This is a genomic window from Cryobacterium sp. TMT2-4, from assembly GCF_004402575.1.
Classification (GTDB): domain Bacteria; phylum Actinomycetota; class Actinomycetes; order Actinomycetales; family Microbacteriaceae; genus Cryobacterium; species Cryobacterium sandaracinum.
Genome location: NZ_SOGE01000017.1, coordinates 89,729 through 109,026, shown reverse-complemented (window position 1 = coordinate 109,026; position 19,298 = coordinate 89,729). Strand labels below are relative to the sequence as shown.

The window sequence follows — 19,298 nt, the reverse complement described above, 5'->3', positions numbered from 1 at the left end:
CCCGTGAGACCATCGAAAAAAACATGATTTCGGGCTCCCTACACCCTGAACCTTAACGCTCGGGGTCATTCTCACAGGCGACAGGCGTACCCTCGTCAGACAGCCTCTCACGAAGGCTGGAAGGGGAGTCAGTGGTGTACATCCGCGTGGAGACCAGCGTCGCGGTGCAACAACTCGCCAACGGTCTGCACGATGCGGGCCGAGATCGTCCTTGGGTTGTGGTGTCGTCGCCGTTCGGCACCAGCCTGCCCGAAATCGGAATCGACCAACTCGCCGGCCAGATCGGCGACGTCGCGCGCGTCTTCCTGATCGAGACGGGCGAGCTCACCCGCCAGCTCGGCGATCTGCTCCCGGCCCAGTTCCAGGTCTACGGCAGCGCCGGCCGTTCCTTCCCCGTCGGCGACGCGTTCGCCGACCTGGCCCGTTCCCGGCTTCGGTTCACGCACGGCGACCCGCAACACGCCACCGATCAGCTGGTGACGGATGCCCTCGCCCACGCGCATCAGGCCGGCCTCTTCGCGCTCGCCCCGGCATCCGTCATCACCGTGGACGGCACCGTCAAGGGGTTCATGCTGGGCGGTTCCCGGGCCCTGGTCGAACTCGACGGCGGCGGCATGGCCACCGTCTGGCAGGAGCTGACCTACCCGCCGGTACCCCTCGACTGGACTTTGCAGACCGGTCAGCGCATCCAGGGCGCGCTCGACGCACCCACCCATCGTCTCAATGTCGAGATCAAGCCGCCCTCCGTGGCCACGATCGCGAAGCGCTACCCGCACGGCAGCATCACGCTCGCTCTGGTGCAGAAAGTCAGTGCGCAGCGGGCGGTTCTGGCCCTGCACCCGCATCTGGCGCTCACGATCACCCGGGCCGATATCTCGGCCAACTCGCTTGACAAGGTCGATGCCCTGCTCTCCGAGGGTGACGTCGTGGCGGCCCGGGTCATCCACCTGCCGAGCGGTGCCCTGCACCTGTGCCTGAGCGACGTCGACGACGACGAAACCGTTCTGCCGTCGCTGTGTGCCGTGCGGAATGGACCTCCCTGGCTGCAGGAAAATCGTCCGCTGCTGCCTCAGGTCGAGGAAGACGCAGGCGCCGCCGCAGTGGTCGAACTCGACAGCCAGTCCGCGCTCGTGGGTGCCTCCGCATCGGCCCGCCGCGCCGCGGGGGTCGCCCGTATCGGCATTTCCGGTGGTTCCGGCGTTTCCGGTGCTGCCGGGGTCTTCGATGCGGCCGGCGTCTCCGGGGTCACGGTCCTGATCACAGCAGGCCCGACATCGGACCGCCTTCACCCGCGCCCATCGCCGGGGCCGGGCCGCGTGCACGCCCTGCGTCCGGTTACAACGGGGGCCACCCCGTTCCGGGTCACGCCCACGCCCATTCCCGCGCCACACTCCGCGCTGCAATCGACCCAGCTGTCCCTCGCCGAGGCGAAGTCCCGCATCGTGCGTCTCGAGAACCAGCTTTCCGAGGCCGGCGCCACCGATTCCGACCTCGCCAAACTGCGCGAGCAGGCCCGCTCCGCACAGTTGCAACTGCGCGATGCCCTCGTCGAACTCGCCACCCTGCGCCACACGGTCGCGGAGCTGCGCGACGACCAGCGGGCCCAACGACGGATGCTGCGCGAATCCCGCCGCACCGTCCCCACCCACTCCGCGGTCAGCGAATACGAGTCGCGGCGAGCCGCCTGGGAGGAACCCTCCGGCTGGGTGCGGCATGAGATCCTCCTCGCCTGGGTCGACCGGGTTCCGGAATCGGACCGCGAGGAATGGAAGCTGCCGCACAGTTACGTGCTGGGGGAGCGGTTCACCGAATCTCTCGCCGGGCTCGACGACGGCCAGCTGGCCAAGGCGTTCAAGGCATCCGTCGACGTGCTCACCGGCCGGGTGAAGACCCTCAAGGGGCGGCACCTGCACGCGCTGCGCCAAGGCGCAGGGCCGGCCGACCCGCACCTGCTGCGCTGGGACGGCGCCCGCTGCATGCGCGTCTCGATCGAGCAGAACACCCCCGCCGCGCGCCGAATGCACTTCTGGCAGCTCCCGGATGGCGGCATCGAGCTGGGCCGCATCGTCACCCACGACGACATGGAAGCCTAGGCCTCGACCGGGACGGACTGCATCAAGCCCATCGTCCGGACGGATTCCCACCCGCTGGTGCACTGGGGTCACTGCGTCACCGGCACTCTGGAAACGGTGTCGGATGACGGCACGGAGGCCGACGCGGGTCAACCCGCAGCAGGGGGTCAACCCGCAGCGTGAGTCGACCGCAGCGTGGTTCGACCGCAGCAGGGAGCCCCGAGCCGGCCTAACCCAGCGCCGCCAGCGCCGACCCGTATTTCACCGCGAGCCTCTTCTGCGCGCTCGCGTCCAACTGTTCCACCCGCCAGGGCTCCAGGTTGTCGGCGATGTCGGCGCGCTTCACGGCGAGAGCGATCGGGTTGGCGCGAATGCCGGCGTAGTAGTCGGCGTCGCTGACGGCATCCGTTCTGGTGAGCACCGTGACGGCCTCGACCATACCGCCCGGGATGCCCGCTTTGAGCAGGTCGTGGCGGGTGATGTTCGAGTCTTCGAGCACATCGTGCAGCCAGGCGGTGGCCTGCTCGAGGGGATCGTTGAGGCGCTCGGAAACGCGACGGGGATGGTCGATGTAGGCGGTGCCGAGCTTGTCGACCTGGCCCAGATGTGCGGTTGTGGCGATTGTTTTTGCCGCGGCGACGTAGGTACCGCCTGTGGTGACCGTCATGGAGACCCCCCTCTTAGCACTACAACAGAGCAGTGTGAGCGGCTCCGCCCACGACTGCAACGTTAGCCCGGGCCTTCGCCCGTTGCTAGGAGTTCGGCGCCGGGAAAGCGCGCTTCGGCATCCGTCACCCCGAGTCTGTGCCGGACGCACCCCTCGATTTGGGGGGCCCTCGAGCGGCGAAAGTTTTAGCCTCGCCGGTTGCGCGCCGAACCTGGCTGATAGGTTTCTTTCAGGTGACCGACTGGTCGCTGGAGTGACGGTCACCTTCACGTCAATCGCAAGGGCACACCCGTCGTGAGGCGGGGTCGCAAAGGCACGGAACCCTCGGGTCAGCCGGCCTACCGAATGAAAAGGAACCGCCCCAGATGAACCTCACCTCCCTCGAGGCCGACACCAGATGCGGCCGTTCAGCCTCGTCTCTGTCGTCTCGTGGCGCGGTGGACACACCTCCGTTTTGTCGTCCCCTTGGGTAGGCGCACGACTGCAACGGTGGAAGCCGGGCGAGATTAGGGATCTCGTCCTGATCTGGCAGTGCGATCGGGAATCGATTCGGGTTCGGTTCCCGATCGCATGCTTGTTTCACTCCCTGGCACGGCCCGCGCTGAGAAGCCCGGCTCGCCGAACCGAGAACGACTGACTCACCCGGGAACACCACTCTCAAGGACTGCACCGACGCAGGCACTGAACCGCACATATGCAGAATCAAGGACCGGTAACAGAACCCGCCGCCGAGCACCTCCGTGCACGCCGGGCCCCTCCCGGTCAACCGGGCCTCTTCGCCGCTCCGATCGCCGAGGCTGGAAGGTTGTGGCGGCCCCGCCGCTGACCAGGCGGGTCACCGCGCCCAGGCTCATGCTCGGACTGTTCAACCTGCGCTGCTGCTGCGCTGGTGCTGCTGCGCTGCTGCGCTGCTGCGCGGGTGCTGCGCCGCTGCGCCCGTGGCGCGCCTCCAGCGCAGCGGAGTAAACCCCGCGCGGGGTTCCGACGCCGCCCGTGAGCCGCCCATCGGCATCCGTCGTGAGCGGAGCCGGTGCGTTCGTGGCTAACTCAGGAGATGCGGGCGGATGCTGCCCGGCAGCCCCGGAAACGCGGGAAAGTTTCGGCCGCGGTGGCGGTTTCTCCTGAGTTGGCCACACTCGCGCGGGCGGCTGTGGACTGGTGCCCGAGAATCGGGCGACGACGGATGCCGCCGAACCGGTTCCCGAATACGGCCGACCGGTGGTTACAGGGCCGGCTTCGTCACAGAGTTGCTCTGCAACGTGACGGCGGTCTGGGCCAGCAACCGGCCGGTGATCGACGCGCCGGTCTTCATCGCGATCATGGTCTTGCTCAGGATCGTGCCCTCGAAGTGCGCGGTGGTGCCGAGCGAAACTGCACCGGCGGTCTGCCAGTACACGTTCTTGGCCTGCACTCCGCCGACCAGGGTCACGTTCTTGGCCGAGGCCAGGTCGATGTTGCCGGCGATCTGGAACACGAAGACGTCGTCCGGGCCGCCGGTGAGGCGCACATCACTGGAGATGGTCACGTCGGTGTTCCACTTGTGGAGGTCGGGCTTGAGCGTGAGACCGTCGATTTCGCCGGCACCAAGGTCGATGAAGTCAGGGTTCGTGCGCCCCGCCGCGTCTGAATAGGCGATTTCCATGTCACCGACGGATGTCCTCAGGAAGCTCGGGTCCGTCACCGCGCACGGCGGACCGGCGGCGTCGACAGTGAAATGGTGCCAGTCATGACCTCAGGGCAGGTCAGCAGCACCGCGTCGCCGGTGATCGGGCTGGCCCCGACGTTGCCGTTGACTGCGGATGCGTAGACGTTCGTCACGCCGGTCTTCGACAGGATCGCGAAGGAGTCCGCCGTGCCGAGCTCGACCGGACTCTGGGGGAGTGAGCCGGCGACGGCCGCTCCGCCCAGTCCGGCGCTGCCGACGCCGACCACGGCGACGACGACAAGCAGTGCCAGAACCCGCCTGCGGGCCGTGGATGCGCGGGCTAGGGAAGTGCCGACGGATGATTCGTAGAAGTGGAACATGGTGGTACTACCTGTCGCCAGTCCCGCACGATGCGGGTCTGGGACAGGGCCGCTGTGGGAGCGGTCCCCGACGCTACACGTCGGGTTTCTTCGCGCCGACAGGGCCTACCAGGGCCGACTTCACCCCGAATAGAGCCCCCGGTCCCACGGCAAGCGGGCGTCCTCCACGCACACCATCGCACGCCCCACGGGACCGCTTCCAACGAATCGAATCTGTCTGAATCCGGGACTAGGGGCAGTTTTCACGCACTCCGCCAACAGGGGTTCCGGCCTCCTGAACTTCACCCAATCGTTGCCTACACGCCATCACCTCCGGCTTCGATGCGCTCCTCGAAGGTGAAGCCGCGCTTCTCCTTCTTGCGCACATCCGTCACGTAGCGACCGAGGTTCGCGCTCATCGCGGCGACCTCACTCGACGCGGCAGCGAAGGTCATGGAGCTGGCGGAGTCGAAGCCGAGTGCGGCCCCGGTGAGCACGGCGTCCTGGTTGGCGCCGAGGAACACGAAGTCCCAGCTGTACGATTCGGTCTGCCGGTTGATCAGCGCGCGCACGGCATCCGCGGAGTATTCGCTGCTCGAGTTCTCGCCGCCGTCGGTCACGACCACGACCTGCACGGTGCCGGGACGCGCGTGCTCGGGCAGCACCCGCAGCGTCTCGCCGAACTCCGTGACGGCGATGCCGATCGCATCGTGCAGCGCCGTCATGCCGCGCGGGTCGAGCTCGACGGTGATATCGCTCGGGTCGGCGAGGGTGTGGGTGTGCTCGATTTCGTCGTCGAAGGTCACGATATCCACGGTGAGCAGGCCCGGCTCGGCGGCCTGTGCGGCAAGCATCGCGGTCAGGCCGCCGACCATGTCGTCACGGATGCCGGACATCGAGCCGCTCCGGTCGATCACGAGAAGCAGAGCGGTGTAGTTGGGATCAGTCATCTGTACCTCCTGGTTGAGGCTCCCTCGTGGGGAGTACTTCAGAGTCTCAGGAGCCACTGACAGTGCCGGCGGTGGTGCGGTGGTGCGGCGGTGGTGCCGGCGGCGGTGCGGCAGTGGTGCGGTGCGGCAGTGGTGTGGTGCGGCGGTGGTGCCGGCGGCGGTGTGGCAGTGGTGCGGTGCGGCGGTGGTGCGGTGCGGCTCTGGCCATCCGCTGCCGAGCTCGACACCTTCGGTCGAGTGCGACAGGTCTGCGGGCCGAACTCGACCGGAACTGTCGTTCCCGCGAGCCCGCAGGCCTGCCCAGCCTGGCAAGCACGGATGCTCGACGTCGAACCAATTCGACGGAGATTCTGGCGAAAATTCGGCTTTCCGGTGTGTTTGGGATGGATTTTGGCAAAATCTCCGTCGAATTCGTTCGGGGCGCGGTTCAACGAGCCGGAGACACTTTCGGGGGGAGTAGGTTGCCATCACGTGGCGCAATCCGCGTGACACGCGGCCACGCGGCCACGCGGCCACGCGGCCGTAGGGCCGTAGAGCCGCAGGGCCGTAGATCACCGGGTCGCAGAACTCACAGAGGGGTGGAAGAACAATGCTCGAGAGCAGTGTGGTGTGGTTCAACGAGATCGGACTGGGTGACATTTCGCAGGTCGGCGGCAAGAACGCGTCGCTGGGCGAGATGGTCCGTGCCCTCAGCGACGATGGCGTGAAGGTGCCCGACGGATTCGCGACGACCGCGAACGCCTATCGCGCGTTCATCGCGGCGAACGGGATCGAGCCGGCACTGCGGCGCCAGCTCGACCTGTTCCACGACGGCCGCGCCTCGCTGCGCGTCACGGGCGAGGCCCTGCGCGAACTGTTCCTGGGGGGTGAGTTTCCCGCGGACATTGCCGACGGCATCCGTGCCTCGTATCGGGAACTGTCGGAGAAGGCCGGGCATCCGAACCTGCCCGTGGCCGTGCGCAGCAGCGCCACCGCCGAAGACCTGCCCGACGCCAGCTTCGCCGGTCAGCAGGAGACGTTCCTCAACGTGACGGGCGAGCGCGATCTGCTCGACGCCTGCCGCCGCTGCTACGCCTCGCTCTTCACCGACCGGGCGATCAGTTACCGCGAGGTCAAGAAATTCGACCACCTCGAGGTGGCGCTCTCGATCGGCGTGCAACAGATGATCCGAGCCGACGTCGGCGGCTCCGGGGTGATGTTCTCCATCGACACCGACACCGGCTTTCCGGGCGTGGCCGTGATAAGCGCCGCCTGGGGGCTCGGCGAAACGGTGGTGCAGGGCACGGTCAATCCCGACAAATATCTGGTGTTCAAGGCGCTGCTCGACCAGCCCGACTGCACGCCCATCATTGAGAAAACTCTCGGCGAGAAGGCCCGCAAGATGGTCTACGCAAAGGGCGGCAGCGCCCGCACCCGCACCATCGACACCCCCGATCGGGAGCGACAGGCGTTCGTGCTGACCGACGCGGAGATCGTGAAGCTGGGCCGTTGGGCCGTGATCGTGGAGAACCACTACGGCCGGCCGATGGACATGGAATGGGCCAAAGACGGCCTGACCCGCGAACTGTTCCTGGTGCAGGCGCGCCCGGAAACCGTGCACTCGCAGGCGAGCGGCACCCGGTTCACGGTGAGCACCCGGACCGAGACGGGGCCGCTGCTGGTGACCGGGGTCGCGATCGGCGACAGCATCGCGAGCGGCGTGGCCTGCGTGATCAAGGACCCCGCCGACATCGAGAAGTTCGTCGACGGCGCCATCCTGGTCACCGAGATGACCGATCCGGACTGGGTGCCGATCATGACCCGCGCGGCCGGCATCGTCACCGACCACGGCGGTCCCACCAGCCACGCCGCGATCGTCAGCCGCGAGCTGGGCGTGCCAGCCGTCGTCGGCACCGGGATCGCAACCGACACGCTCACGGATGGCCAGATGATCACGATCTCCTGCGCCGAGGGCGACGAGGGCTACGTTTTCGAGGGCAAGCTGGCTTTCGAAACCGAGGAGATCGACCTTGGCACCGTGCCGAAAACCCGCACCAAGGTCATGGTCAATATCGCCAGCCCGGCCGCCGCCTTCGAGTGGTGGCGGTTGCCTGCCGACGGCGTGGGGCTGGCCCGGATGGAATTCATCATCAACAACCTGATCAAGATCCACCCGATGGCGCTCGTTCACCCGGAGCAGGTGACCGACCGGGCCGCCATCCGTCAGATCGAGGAGCTCACCCGGGGATATATGGACCCGAAGGAATACTTCGTGCAAACGCTCGCACTCGGTATCGCGAAGCTGACCGCGCCGTATCATCCTGACCCCGTGATCGTGCGGATGAGCGATTTCAAGACCAACGAATATGCGCACCTGATCGGCGGGTCGGTCTTCGAGCACTCGGAGGAGAACCCGATGCTCGGCTTCCGTGGCGCCTCCCGCTACTATGACGAGCGCTACCGGGAGGGCTTCGCCCTCGAGTGCCGGGCGATCAAGCAGGTGCGGGAGAAGATCGGCTTCGACAACGTGATCGTGATGGTGCCGTTCTGCCGCACCGTGACCGAGGCCGACCGTGTGCTCGCGGTGATGGCGGAGAACGGGCTGGTGCGCGGCGAGTCCGGACTACAGATCTACATGATGTGTGAGATTCCGGCCAATGTGATCCTGGCGGAGCGTTTCGCCACCCGGTTCGACGGCTTCTCGATCGGCTCCAACGACCTTACCCAGCTGGTGCTGGGCGTCGACCGCGACGCCGAGGACCTCGCCGCCCTCTTCGACGAACGCGATGACGCCGTGAAGCAGATGATCCGCGAGGCCATTCAGAAGGCCCACGCCGCCGGGATCAAGATCGGCATTTGCGGGCAGGCGCCGAGCAACTACCCCGACTTCGCGGCCTTTCTGGTGGAGGAGGGCATCGACTCCATCTCGCTCAACCCGGACAGCTTCCTCAAAACCGTGGGCCGAATCGCGCAGGCGGAGCGGGACCACGACACGGCGTAGGAGGGATGCGCCGGACTAGGGACACGCCGTCGGAGGGGCGCGGCGGCAGAGGGCGCTTTGTCGCGCAGGAGAGGCGGCAGCAGAAGACGGATGCCGGTGCGCGGCATCCGTCTTCGTGTGACGTGTTCGATGTGGTTAGCGCTCGGCCTCGTCGAAGTCGTCGAGCACGGCCTGCTCGTATGCGGCCTCGGCGGCTTCCGCCTTCTCACGGGCGTCGGCGACGCGCACGCTGATCTCGTGCTCGGATGTGCGCAATCGTGCGGCCGCCCGCGGGCTGGCCGTGTCGAGCAGGTCCTCGAGGGTGTCGGGGTCGAGGTGCACGGCAGCCAGCGCGTCGACTTCGGACCGGGCGACGGCGGCCGTGCTCCGAAGGATGCGAAGCCTCGATTCCTGCACGAACTTCCGCGAGAGGCGGTCGGTGGCCTCCGCGGGGGTCCGTTCGACGGGAACCATGCTCTGCTCGGACCCGTTCTGGTTGGTGTTGTACCGCTCGGCCCCGTCGCCGCTTTCCGTGTTGCTCATCGTGTCTCCTTTTTTCCGCTGGCAGCCTAGCGCGGCAGGTGTCTGCGGCAAATGGGAGCGGCGGGCGGGGCCTGCGGGGTGCGTGTTGGCGTCGGCGGGGCCACTCCCTCGTGACACTCGACCGCACGTGTCGGTTTCGGCACCGGAGACCCGCTGCTGCGCTGAGAGTCGCCGTTGCTGCCCAGCGTCGCCGGTAGAGCGGCGTCATTGGGCAGAAACGGCGACGCTGGGCGGTTCGCGGACGAGACGGACCGCCGAGTGATCGGAACGCGGCCCGAGGAGACGGCCCGCGCCGCCCGCTCAGCGGCTAGCGCCCGCCCGGGGCGGCGCCGGACCAGGCATTCCGCAGCAGCAGAGTCAGGTCGTCGGGGGTGACCGCGCGCGGGTTCGACGCGGGAACGGCCGGCAGGACCAGTGCCACGGCCCGGGCGATGTCCGACTCCTGAAACCCGAAGTCCCGCAGCGCAGTCGGTGCGTGCAGGCTGTCCCGCAGGGCGAGTAACCCTTCGACGGCGGTGCGCGAGCCCAGGGCGGCGGCTATCCGCGCCTCGGCCTCGGTGGCGGCGGGCGCGTTGAGGGCGACCACATGCGGCAGCACGATGGCGTGCGTCTGCGCGTGCGGCAGCCCGAAAGTCCCGCCCAGCACGTGACAGATCGTGTGATGCAGGCCCGAACCGGCGCTGGAGAACGCGCTCGCCGACAGATACGCGCCATAGAGGGCATCCTTCCGGGCGGCCAGGGCTCCGTGGATGCCGCCGCCCCCCAGAACCGGATCGCTCCCCGATGTGTCCGAGCCGGCCGCCTCCGCGGTGTGCGGTCCGACCCCGGGAGCCACGGCGATTCGCGGCAGGGCGTGGGCCAGCATTCGGATTCCCTCAGCGGCGAGCAGCGCGCTGACCGGGTTCGCGCCCGGGGCCCAGAAGGCGTCGACGCCGTGGGCGAGGGCGTTCAGCGCGCTGGACACGCTCAGCTCGCGAGGGAGGGACAGCGTGAGGTCGGCGTCGTAGATCACGGTGCCGGGCAGGACCCTCAGATCGAACCCGGTGGTCTTCACCCCGTTTTCGACCAGCCCCCAGACCGCGGTGGCCTCCGAACCGGAATAGGTGGTGGGCACCGCCACGATCGGCAGTCCGCCGGTCCGCTCGCTGCGCAACGCGAGAATCTTGGCCAACCCGATCGCCGACCCGCCGCCGAGGGCAACGATCACGTCGACGCGAGCCGCCTGGGCCGCCCGATGGGCGCGCTCGGCCGACTCCGCCGGAACGTGCTGCACGACCTCATCGAACACCAGCACCGAACGGATGCCGGCGAGCACCGCCGCGGACCGCTCCAGTTCCCGCCGGGTCGCGATCATCATCACGCGCGGGGCGCCGGGGGTGCCGCTGGCGCCCAAGGTGCCCGCCGTAGCGATTACGCTCGCCGTGCTGGTGCCGGTGCCGCCGGCCTGCCCCGTGGCCGGCTGCTCGCCGAGCACCTTGCCGAGCACCTCGCCGAGCAGCTCGCCGGCCCGCCCGGTGCCGAAGAGCACGCGCTGTCGCTGCGTTCGATACTCGAAATCGAGGTCCGGCTCGACGGGCTGCTCCCTCACGGCACGCCTACGCGCGCGTCTGCATGGGGCGGGCCAGCCAAGCTCGGGCGGCGGCGACATCCGTGGCGGCGATGCCGTGACCGCCATCGCGCAGCTCGCGGTCGACCTGGGCGCCGCGCCCGATGAGGGTGGCGACGGCCCGGTCGGCGCTCGCGAGCGGGGCCATCAAGTCGGAGCGTCCGTTGAGCATCAGCACCGTCGTGTCGGCGAGGTCCGTGGCGAGCGCGCGATCGTCGAGCGGGAACATGCCGGAGAACGCGACGACCCGGTCGAGAACGTCGGGGTGCAGCAGGGCCGTGGCCAGGGCGATGTTGGCCCCGTTGGAGAAGCCCACGGCGATAATGCGGCGCCCGTCGAGGTCGTAGTGCTGCCGGGCTTGGGCGATGAAACCCGCCAGTTCGCCGGCCCGCAGCACCACGTCCTCGACATCGAACACGCCCTCGGAGAGGCGGCGGAACCAGCGCAGCATGCCGCCCTCGGTGACGCGACCGCGCGGGGCGAGCACGGTCGCGCCGGGGTCGAGCGCGTCGGCAAGGGTGAGGATCTCCTGCTCATCGCCGCCGGTGCCATGCAGCATCAACAGCACGGGGGCGGAGACATCCGTGGGGTCTGAGCCGGGCGGGCCCGAGTCGCCGGATGCCGTCGGCGAACCCGCCCGGAAAACGTGCACCCAGTCGAGATCGGTCTGTGGGGAGTCGCGTTGCTCGGTCATCGAGGGTCCTACTTCTCCGCGACGAGGGCCGGGTTGTTCTCGCTCGGCAGGGTGATCGGAACGACGGCGCGCTCGATCTGGTCCCGGCTGGGCTCGAGCCACGGCGGCAGCTTGAGCGAGCGGCCCAGTTCCAGCAGTGGCTCGTCGATGTCGAAGCCGGGGGTGTCCGTCGCGATCTCGAACAAGACGCCGCCGGGCTCGCGAAAATAGATCGACGTGAAGTACTGCCGGTCGAGGATCGCCGTCACGCCGTAGCCGCGCGCGACGAGTTCCTGGCGCCACTGCTCCTGCGTGGTCTTGTCCGGCACCCGGAACGCGATGTGGTGCACGCTGCCGCCGGCGGTCAGGCCGACCTGCCCGTTCGGGTCGGCGAGGATGTCCACGATGTTGCCGGGGGCTCCGTCGCCGGCACCCACCCGGATGCGGTCGGTTGTCTCCTCGATCACGTGCATGCCGAGGTCGCGGGTGAGCACCTCGACGGTGCCGGTCGGGTCGGCGACGGTGAGCACCGAGGAATGCTGGCCGCGCACCGCGTACTCGGCGGGCACGGATGCCGAGTCCCACGGATTGCGCGGATCAACCGTCGACGAGGCCACGAGGTCCAGCTGCAGGCCGTCGGGGTCACGCAGGGAGAGGCGTTCCTCGTCTGCGGAGCGGCGCACGAATTCGGATTCGACGCCGAGTTGCCTGAAGTGGCCGGCCCACCAGCCGAGGCTGCCGGCCGGCACCGAGAAAGCGGTGGACGTGGACTGGCCCGAGCCGGGGCGCCCGCTGGAGATGCCCGTCCAGGGGAAGAAGGTGAGCAGCGAACCCGGGCGGCCCGCGTCATCCCCGTAATAGAGGTGGTAGGTGCCGGGGTCGTCGAAGTTGACCGTTTTCTTTACGAGCCGCAGGCCGAGGCCGGTCACGTAGAAGTCGATGTTGCGCTGCGGTGCACCGGCAATCGCGGTGACGTGGTGCAGTCCGGAGGTGTGCGGAGTCACGGGGTCCCTTTCTGGCGGGAAGCTGGTCGGTGTGCTGTTGGCGTCGAGTCTGGCATGCGCTTTCTGAGCTGCGCAGTCCGGCGTGATGCCGACTTCTATGCAAACACATGTTTCTGTGGATTCATTCCCAGGCACGTGCAGCTCCCGCGCGAGGGCGAATGCGCCGCTCGGGCCGCCTCGGGCCGGGCCGACGGGACTACTCTCCCGGGCCGACATCCCAGGAACGCTCCGGCAAGTCCTCGAGCCAGTTCCCGACCGAATCGTCGTTCGCCAGGGAGATGCTGCTCTCAGCGGGACACGCCAGCCCCGGCGGAACCGAGCACGACGCCTCGGAGATCAAATCCCGGCCGTCGACATCCTTCGGCGGTTGTGCACCCGCGTTCCCAAACATCGAACCCCCTCAGTCGGCTTTTCCGGTGCGGTCGCCGGGGTCCGGGGCAACAGTTTGAAGCTACGCTCGCGGAGGATTCGCCGTCAAGCACTTCGAGAAACGGATGCTGCCGCGATTCTGCCGCCGCCCCGTTCCGCCGTCTCCGCGCTGGCGCTGACCCGCGCCCCGGGAACCCGCCCGGAGGCCAACGGAGACCGCAGCCGGGCCAGGGCCTGCAGCTCGATCTGCCGCACCCGGTCGTAGGACACACCGAAGTGCGCTCCGATCTCCCGCCGGGGCTTCGGGATGTCGCCGCCAAGGCCGTACCGCATGCTCAGGACGCTGGCTTCGCGGTCGGGCAGGAGGGAGAGGTGGCAGGCGAGGCGCTCCAGCAGGAGGATGCGGCCGGCGGCGTCGCACGGGTCGAGCGCCGCGACATCCGCAATGGTGTCGCCGAAGGGCACGTTCTCGAGGCCGCTGCCGAGGTCGGCCCAGACCGGGGCGTCGATCGACCGCGGCTGGCCGGTGCGGTTCCGCAGCGTCAGGATCTGTTGCGTGGTGAGCCCGCTGGCCTGGCCGAGTTCCGCGATGGTGCCGTCGCGGCCGAACTGCTGCCGCAGCCGGTGCTGCACCTGGTTGAGGGCGGTGAGCGCCTCGACCTGGTAGGCCGGGAGACGGATGGTTCGGGCCTGGTCGGCCAGCGCGCGTTGAATGCTCTGGCGGATCCACCAGGTGGCATAGGTCGAGAACTTGAAACCGCGGGTGTGGTCGAAACGCGGGGCCGCCCGGATCAGGCCGAGATTGCCTTCCTGGATCAGGTCGAGGAGGTCGAGCCCGCGGCCGGTAAAGTGCCGGGCCACGGACACCACCAGCCGGAGATTCGCGCAGATCAGGTGATTCATGGCCCGCCCGCCGTCGGCCGCGAGCCAGCGGAGCTCCTCCCCGAGGTCGGCGGCCCCCTCGCCGGAAGCATTCGGCCAAAGCCGTGAGAGTCTCTCCGCTGCGAGCAGCCCGACCTCGATGCGCTGGGCGAGCTCGATCTCATCCGTCTTGGTCAGGAGCGGCACACGGCCGATCTCGTGCAGGTAGGCGCCCACGGAATCGGCGGAGAAGCGGTGACGGGAACGGGAACGACTCGCGGCGATGGTCATGCCGGTACCGTAGGCGCGGGCCGGAATCGGGACCTCGGGGCCGACACAGCGTGTGCAGAATCACCGCACGGGTCCGGCTGTGCAGGAACCCCGTGCGCCGACCGACCTCGAACGGGGAGTTTCGCTCGGGGCCCGGATCGACCATGATGAGCGGGCAGAGCCGCATCGAGTGGAGGGACGCGACTATGAGTGATGCAGAGTCAAACGATTCCGGCGAGAACTTTCTGCCCGGCCGTGACGGCGACAGCGGCGGCGGCAGCGGTGACGACAGCGGTGATAGCGGCGGCGACAGCGGCGACAGTGGCGGCGTCAGCGAGAGCGAGGTCGACGGCTACGAGGTCTACCACCCGCCGGCGGACCGCTTCCTCACCGCCCAGATGTGGTGGATCGCGAGCGAACTGGTGCGGCGGCATCCGCATCTCCGCATCTCCGGGGTGGAGGTCGACGAGGCCGACCGCCTCCTGATCGTGCATGACGAGCAGGACGGCATGAGCGTGCAGTGGGACCTCGAGGGCGGCTGCAAATTCCTGGTCGACGGGGTGGTGCAGAAAATCAGCTGGATCCAGATGCTGGCCGCGCTCAACCCGCACACGATCGTCAAGCGTATCGAGGTGGCGACCGGACTCGGCATCCCGAAGACCACACCGGCCACGTCCGCCCGGGCGCTGACCTACCGGGTGATCGCCAGCGCGCTGGCCACCGCGACCAACGACCGGTACGAGTGGTACGCGGTTCCGGCGCCCATGCTGCACGACGAAGATCCGGAAAACCCCGGATGCGAGTTCTTCCGCGACTTTCCGTCCACCGTTCGGGCGCGGGCCGAGTATGTCGCGATGACCCTCGATGAGTTCGAGGCGGGCGGTCGCAGCGTGTACTTCTACCAGCCGTTCTGGGCGCTGCTGCGCGACCTTGAGCCGATCGCGATCTTCGACTCTGCCGGGGTGGTGCACACGACCTCGGGCGCCACGGCACTGATGCCCCTGTATGAGAGGCTCGACCGCAAGCTCGCGCTCGTGACCGCGCGCGTGCTCGCCGACTACTTCCCCTGAATTGGGCGCGGGCACTCGGGCAGGCGAGCTGGCCTCCGCTGCGGAGAGGGCGAGCGAGCCGGTTAGCGGATGCTGCCGAGCTGGGTCAACTTCGCGTGCAGAGTCGAATCGCTGGGCTCCACCACGTGGGTGCCGTCCGGGAACAGGATCACCGGGATCTGGGTGCGGCCGCTGATCGCGTGGGCACGGTCGGCGCCGTCCCCCACGAGCAGGAGGTCGACGTAGTCGTAGTCGACGTTCAGCGTATCGAGCAGTTTCTTCGAGCGGCGGCAGTCGCCGCACCACTCCGCCCCGAACACGGTCAGGCGCTGGGCGTCGGAAACAGGGGGAGCGGCGAGGTCGGTCATGAACCCATCCTAGGTCGGCACCCTGAGTGCCCCGCGGGTCGGCGTGCGTGCGCCTCGTTTTGGGGCAGAGGGCCATCGTCGATGCCCTCGAGAACCGGGTTTTTGAGGCAGGCCGACTGCTAGGTTCAGTCTGAGCACGAACAGTTGGGGGACTGAACATGCATTCAGACCAGGATGCCGCACAAGACTCAGGGGGACAACCGGCCATCGACGTGCCACGACCAGCAGCGCCTCACGCAGCGCCGGCGCCAGAACAGGCGCCAGAACCAGCGCCAGATCCAGCGCCAGAACCAGCGCCAGAACCAGCGCCAGAATCCTCGATCGACGACCTCCTCGCCGACTGCGAGCGATCGAGCGCGAGCGGGAGCCATCTCGACGGTGTCGGGCAGGCCGAGGCGGTGCTGGCCCGGGCCGGCGCGACACTGCTGCAGCAGGCGAAGGCCCGTGAACTGCTGGCGCTGCATCGGCTGCGACTGGGCGACTATGAGGCATCCGTTCAGCAGGGACTGTTGGCGCTGGAGTTCCTGGACGGCACCGGCGATCTGCTGCGGCAGTCCAAGGTGCACTGCACCCTGGTGCTGGCTTACAGCGACACGGGGCTCTACGAACCGGCGCTGCGCCACGTGCTCGCGGCAGTGGAGACGGCCCGCGGCAGTGGCAGCGCCCTGGCCGAATTCTGGGCGCTCAGCCGTTCGTCGATGGTGCACGAGGGCATGGGCGAGTCCGAACGGGCGCTCGAACTGGGGCGGCAGGCGCTGGGCCTCACGCGCACGATCGACGACCCCGAGGCGCGGTTCGTGGGTCTCAACAACCTCGGTGACACCTGCCTGATCCAGGCTCAGAGGCAGAGCGCCCAGGGCATGAACGTGGAGATGGGCCTGAAGCAGGCCCTCCTGCTCGTGCGGGAGGCCGTGGCCGTGGCCCACGCCCAACGGCACAACTTCTACGAGAGCATCGCCCGCACCAACCTGGTCAGCATCCTGATCGAACTCGGCGAGCACGAAGAGGCCCGCGAGCAGGCCGGCCGGGCCCGCCGTCTGGCGAAGGCGCACGGGTTCCGCAGTCTCGAGGAGAACAACGACGCGCAGTTGGCCGAGGTGGCCAGGGCCGAGGGTGACCTCGATGGGGCAACCGCGATGATGAACGCCCAGCTGCTGGTCGCCGCCCTCGACGACGATCCGGCTCTGCACATCAAGCTGCAGCAGGCCTTGTTCGAGATGCACAAGGAGTCCGGCCGGTTCGAGCAGGCGCTCGGGCACTTCGAGAAGCTGCACGCCCTGATCCTGAAACGCACGACCGAGACGGCCGGCATCCAGTCCCAGATGCTGATCAACACCCTGGGGATCGAGCAGGCCCGCCACGAGGCGGAGCGGTCGCAGCTCGATGCGGCACGGCTGCGCATCCGTGCCGACGATCTGGACCACCAGGCGAACACCGACCCGCTGACCCGACTGCCCAATCGCCGGGCGCTCGACCGCCAGCTGCCGCCCCTGATGGGCCGCTCCCGTGACACCCGGCAACCGATCTGCGTGGCCATGATCGACATGGACCACTTCAAGCGGGTCAACGACGAGCACGGGCACGCCACCGGCGACGAGGTGCTGAACGCCATGGCCACCCTGTTGCGCGCCGTCACCCGGGACAGTGATATGGCCGTGCGCGTGGGCGGCGAGGAGTTCTTGCTCGTTTTCGCGGACACCACCCTGGAGTGTGCCGAGCAGGCGTGCGAGCGCCTGCTGGCCTCCGTTCGCGGCTACCACTGGGGTGCCCTGGCGCCCGATCTGGCCTGCACTGTGAGCGTCGGCCTGGCCGAACTCTCCCCGGGCGAGACCGTGGCGGACTGGCTCGCGCGCGCCGACGCGGCCCTCTACCAGGCCAAGGATTCCGGCCGGGACCAGATGGTTACCGCCGTGGTGCTGTCGGTGGCGTAGAACCCGAGGAGCCCCCCATTCAGAGCGCCGTGCCCGGCCTTGAACCAATTCGACGGAGATTTTGCCGAAAGGGTCGGTTTGAGGCCGAAAACAGGGTTTATGGGCAAAATCTCCGTCGAATTCGTTAGGGGCGGAGGTGCTGCAGGGCCGTGGGCGGGGAAACGAACGACCCCCGATTCACGGCCGGCACTGACCCTCGAATGCGGCGGCGACGGATGCGGCGTTTCGCCCGTAGGCTCGACGTGGGGGTTTGTGCCTCGGGGGGCCCGGAAAACGGGCCAGCCGGAGCCCGACTTCATTGACTGCACGATCGCACGATTGCACGGGGGAAACGCTTGAAACTGACGTCCGCACAACTGGACCGCGCCGCCGGCGTTCTGCTGGGCATGGCCTGTGGCGACGCCCTCGGCGCCGGCTACGAGTTCGGCCCGCCGCTCGCGAGCGACGCCGTGGTTACGATGAGGGGCGGCGGCGGGTTCGATTGGGCTCCCGGAGAGTGGACCGACGACACCTCCATGGCCGTGCCGATCGTCAACGCGATCGCGGCCGGTCAGGACCTCCGCGACGAGGCCGTGCTCGACGAGATCGTGGCTGCCTGGGTCGAGTGGGCCCGCACGGCACCGGACGTGGGCAACCAGCTGCGCGCGGTGCTCTCCCGAACCGAGCCCACGGCATCCGCGGTACGCGTCGTCGCCCGTGCCCATCACGACCGGCACGGCCGCAGCGGCGGCAACGGTTCGCTCATGCGCACGGCGCCCGTGGCGCTCGCCTACCTCGACGACCCGGTGGCGCTCGCCGGCGTCGCCCGCACGATCAGCACGCTCACCCATTATGAAACGGATGCCGGCGACGCCTGCGTGCTCTGGTGCCTGGCCATTCGGCACGCGGTGCTCGAGGGCACCCTCGACGTTCGGGTCGGCCTTGACGCCCTGCCCGCCGACCGCCGCGCGCTCTGGGAGGCGCGCTTCGTCGTGGCCGAGGCCGGCGTTCCCTCCGACTTCAGCCGGAACGGCTGGGTCGTGGAGGCGCTGCAGGCGGCCTGGTCGGCGATCATTCAGCCACGGAGCACGCCGGGTGGCGCTTCCGGCGCGGGAACCGTCTCCGCCACCCCCGCCGGGCACCTGCAGGACGCCCTCGAGATCGCCGTGCGCGGCGGCCGCGACACCGACACGGTCGCCGCGATCGCCGGCGGGCTGCTCGGGGCGCGCTATGGCGCATCCGCGGTGCCGGCCGCCTGGCGCCGCATCGTGCACGGCTGGCCGGGCGGATTGCGCGCCGACGAACTGGTGCGCCGCGGTGTGCTGGCCGCCCGCGCGAACGGTGGGCGATCCCGATGGTCGAGCGTGTCGGGGTCCCCGGTGCTGGCCGAGCGCCGAGACCGGGCCAGCACCGACCGGAACGAGCCTGGTGCAGCCAAGCGCCGCGGCGTGGCCGTACTCGACCGTCGGTCCCGCAAAGACCGTGTCGCCACCACCTGGCCTACCGCCGATCACCTGCCCTACTCCACCTCCGGCGACATTTCCACCTTCGTGCGGCACCCGCACGACGATGGTGTCTGGCTCGGTGCGATCGGCATCCTGGGTGACCTGCCGGTGGAAATCGACGCCGTCGTGTCGCTCTGCCGGGTCGGCCGCACACAGGTTCCCGGCCGCATCCGTGCGGAGAACAAGGTTGCGGTCTGGCTGATCGACGAGCCAGCAGAGAAGGCCAACCCCAACCTCGACTTCGTGCTCACGGACACCGTCGATGTCATCGCGGCCCTGCGCGCCGAGGGACGCACCGTGCTCGTGCACTGCGTGCAAGCGGTCAGTCGCACGCCCGCGGTTGGTGCGCTCTACGCTGCGAGACACCGGGGGATCCCGATCGAGCAGGCGCTGCGCGAGGTGACGGATGTCCTGCCGCACGCGCATCCGAACACCGCGTTTCTGCAGGCACTCAAGTCCGAGGCGTGAGCGATCGGCCTGCAAAAACA

At 68.6% G+C, this 19,298-nt stretch carries 15 protein-coding genes and 1 riboswitch; of the genes, 5 read left to right on the top strand and 10 right to left on the bottom strand.

The window, feature by feature from the left end:
* The first annotated feature begins 131 nt into the window (after positions 1–131).
* Positions 132–2,093: a hypothetical protein gene (locus E3O54_RS05390; protein WP_134342163.1), complete on the top strand. Its 1,962-nt coding sequence runs from the start codon at positions 132–134 to the stop codon at positions 2,091–2,093.
* Positions 2,094–2,301: 208 nt separating this feature from the next.
* Here E3O54_RS05390 and E3O54_RS05385 read toward each other — a convergent pair whose 3' ends face one another.
* The 4 genes from E3O54_RS05385 to E3O54_RS05375 form a co-directional block, all read right to left on the bottom strand.
* The gene (locus E3O54_RS05385) at positions 2,302–2,739 is read right to left on the bottom strand and encodes a phosphohydrolase (RefSeq protein ID WP_134401109.1); all 438 of its coding nucleotides are present in this window, start codon (positions 2,737–2,739) and stop codon (positions 2,302–2,304) included.
* A 272-nt stretch (positions 2,740–3,011) separates the two neighbouring features.
* Positions 3,012–3,085, top strand: a riboswitch (cyclic di-GMP riboswitch).
* Between the two features lie 876 nt (positions 3,086–3,961).
* Complete coding sequence (locus E3O54_RS16610) at positions 3,962–4,381, bottom strand: ice-binding family protein (protein ID WP_198411433.1); 420 nt, start codon at positions 4,379–4,381, stop codon at positions 3,962–3,964.
* Positions 4,382–4,416: 35 nt separating this feature from the next.
* Positions 4,417–4,764 carry a hypothetical protein gene (locus E3O54_RS16605; protein ID WP_198411432.1) on the bottom strand — a complete coding sequence of 116 codons (348 nt, stop codon included), beginning with the start codon at positions 4,762–4,764 and terminating at the stop codon, positions 4,417–4,419.
* 296 nt (positions 4,765–5,060) lie between these two features.
* Positions 5,061–5,693: a vWA domain-containing protein gene (locus E3O54_RS05375; RefSeq protein WP_134401108.1), complete on the bottom strand. Its 633-nt coding sequence runs from the start codon at positions 5,691–5,693 to the stop codon at positions 5,061–5,063.
* A gap of 589 nt (positions 5,694–6,282) precedes the next feature.
* Here E3O54_RS05375 and ppsA point away from each other — a divergent pair.
* Entirely contained in the window at positions 6,283–8,673 is a 2,391-nt protein-coding gene (gene ppsA / locus E3O54_RS05370) for a phosphoenolpyruvate synthase (RefSeq protein ID WP_134401107.1), read from the top strand.
* A gap of 135 nt (positions 8,674–8,808) precedes the next feature.
* On the opposite strand, the gene E3O54_RS05365 is transcribed toward ppsA, so the two are convergent.
* From E3O54_RS05365 to E3O54_RS05345, 5 genes are all read right to left on the bottom strand, one after another.
* Positions 8,809–9,195 carry a hypothetical protein gene (locus E3O54_RS05365; RefSeq protein ID WP_134401106.1) on the bottom strand — a complete coding sequence of 129 codons (387 nt, stop codon included), beginning with the start codon at positions 9,193–9,195 and terminating at the stop codon, positions 8,809–8,811.
* A gap of 307 nt (positions 9,196–9,502) precedes the next feature.
* Positions 9,503–10,783, bottom strand: coding sequence for a maleylacetate reductase (locus E3O54_RS05360; RefSeq protein WP_241976759.1), 1,281 nt, complete (start codon positions 10,781–10,783; stop codon positions 9,503–9,505).
* Positions 10,784–10,790: 7 nt separating this feature from the next.
* On the bottom strand, positions 10,791–11,495 hold the full coding sequence (locus E3O54_RS05355; RefSeq protein ID WP_104099467.1) for an alpha/beta hydrolase: 705 nt from the start codon (positions 11,493–11,495) through the stop codon (positions 10,791–10,793).
* A gap of 8 nt (positions 11,496–11,503) precedes the next feature.
* The gene (locus E3O54_RS05350) at positions 11,504–12,478 is read right to left on the bottom strand and encodes a ring-cleaving dioxygenase (RefSeq protein ID WP_104099468.1); all 975 of its coding nucleotides are present in this window, start codon (positions 12,476–12,478) and stop codon (positions 11,504–11,506) included.
* 474 nt (positions 12,479–12,952) lie between these two features.
* On the bottom strand, positions 12,953–13,999 hold the full coding sequence (locus E3O54_RS05345; RefSeq protein ID WP_134401105.1) for an RNA polymerase sigma factor RpoD/SigA: 1,047 nt from the start codon (positions 13,997–13,999) through the stop codon (positions 12,953–12,955).
* A gap of 185 nt (positions 14,000–14,184) precedes the next feature.
* On the opposite strand from E3O54_RS05345, the gene E3O54_RS16240 reads away from it, so the two are divergent.
* Positions 14,185–15,048, top strand: a complete 864-nt coding sequence (locus E3O54_RS16240) for a hypothetical protein (protein WP_166805203.1) — start codon at positions 14,185–14,187, stop codon at positions 15,046–15,048.
* Between the two features lie 62 nt (positions 15,049–15,110).
* On the opposite strand, the gene E3O54_RS05340 is transcribed toward E3O54_RS16240, so the two are convergent.
* Positions 15,111–15,395: a glutaredoxin family protein gene (locus E3O54_RS05340; RefSeq protein ID WP_134374113.1), complete on the bottom strand. Its 285-nt coding sequence runs from the start codon at positions 15,393–15,395 to the stop codon at positions 15,111–15,113.
* Positions 15,396–15,793: 398 nt separating this feature from the next.
* Between E3O54_RS05340 and E3O54_RS05335 the strand changes: the two genes are divergently transcribed.
* Together E3O54_RS05335 and E3O54_RS16805 are read left to right on the top strand one after the other, a co-directional pair.
* A complete protein-coding gene (locus tag E3O54_RS05335) occupies positions 15,794–17,326 on the top strand; it encodes a GGDEF domain-containing protein (RefSeq protein ID WP_134401104.1) in 1,533 nt (510 codons plus the stop codon).
* A 335-nt stretch (positions 17,327–17,661) separates the two neighbouring features.
* On the top strand, positions 17,662–19,278 hold the full coding sequence (locus E3O54_RS16805) for an ADP-ribosylglycohydrolase family protein (RefSeq protein ID WP_241976758.1): 1,617 nt from the start codon (positions 17,662–17,664) through the stop codon (positions 19,276–19,278).
* The last annotated feature ends 20 nt before the right edge of the window (positions 19,279–19,298 follow it).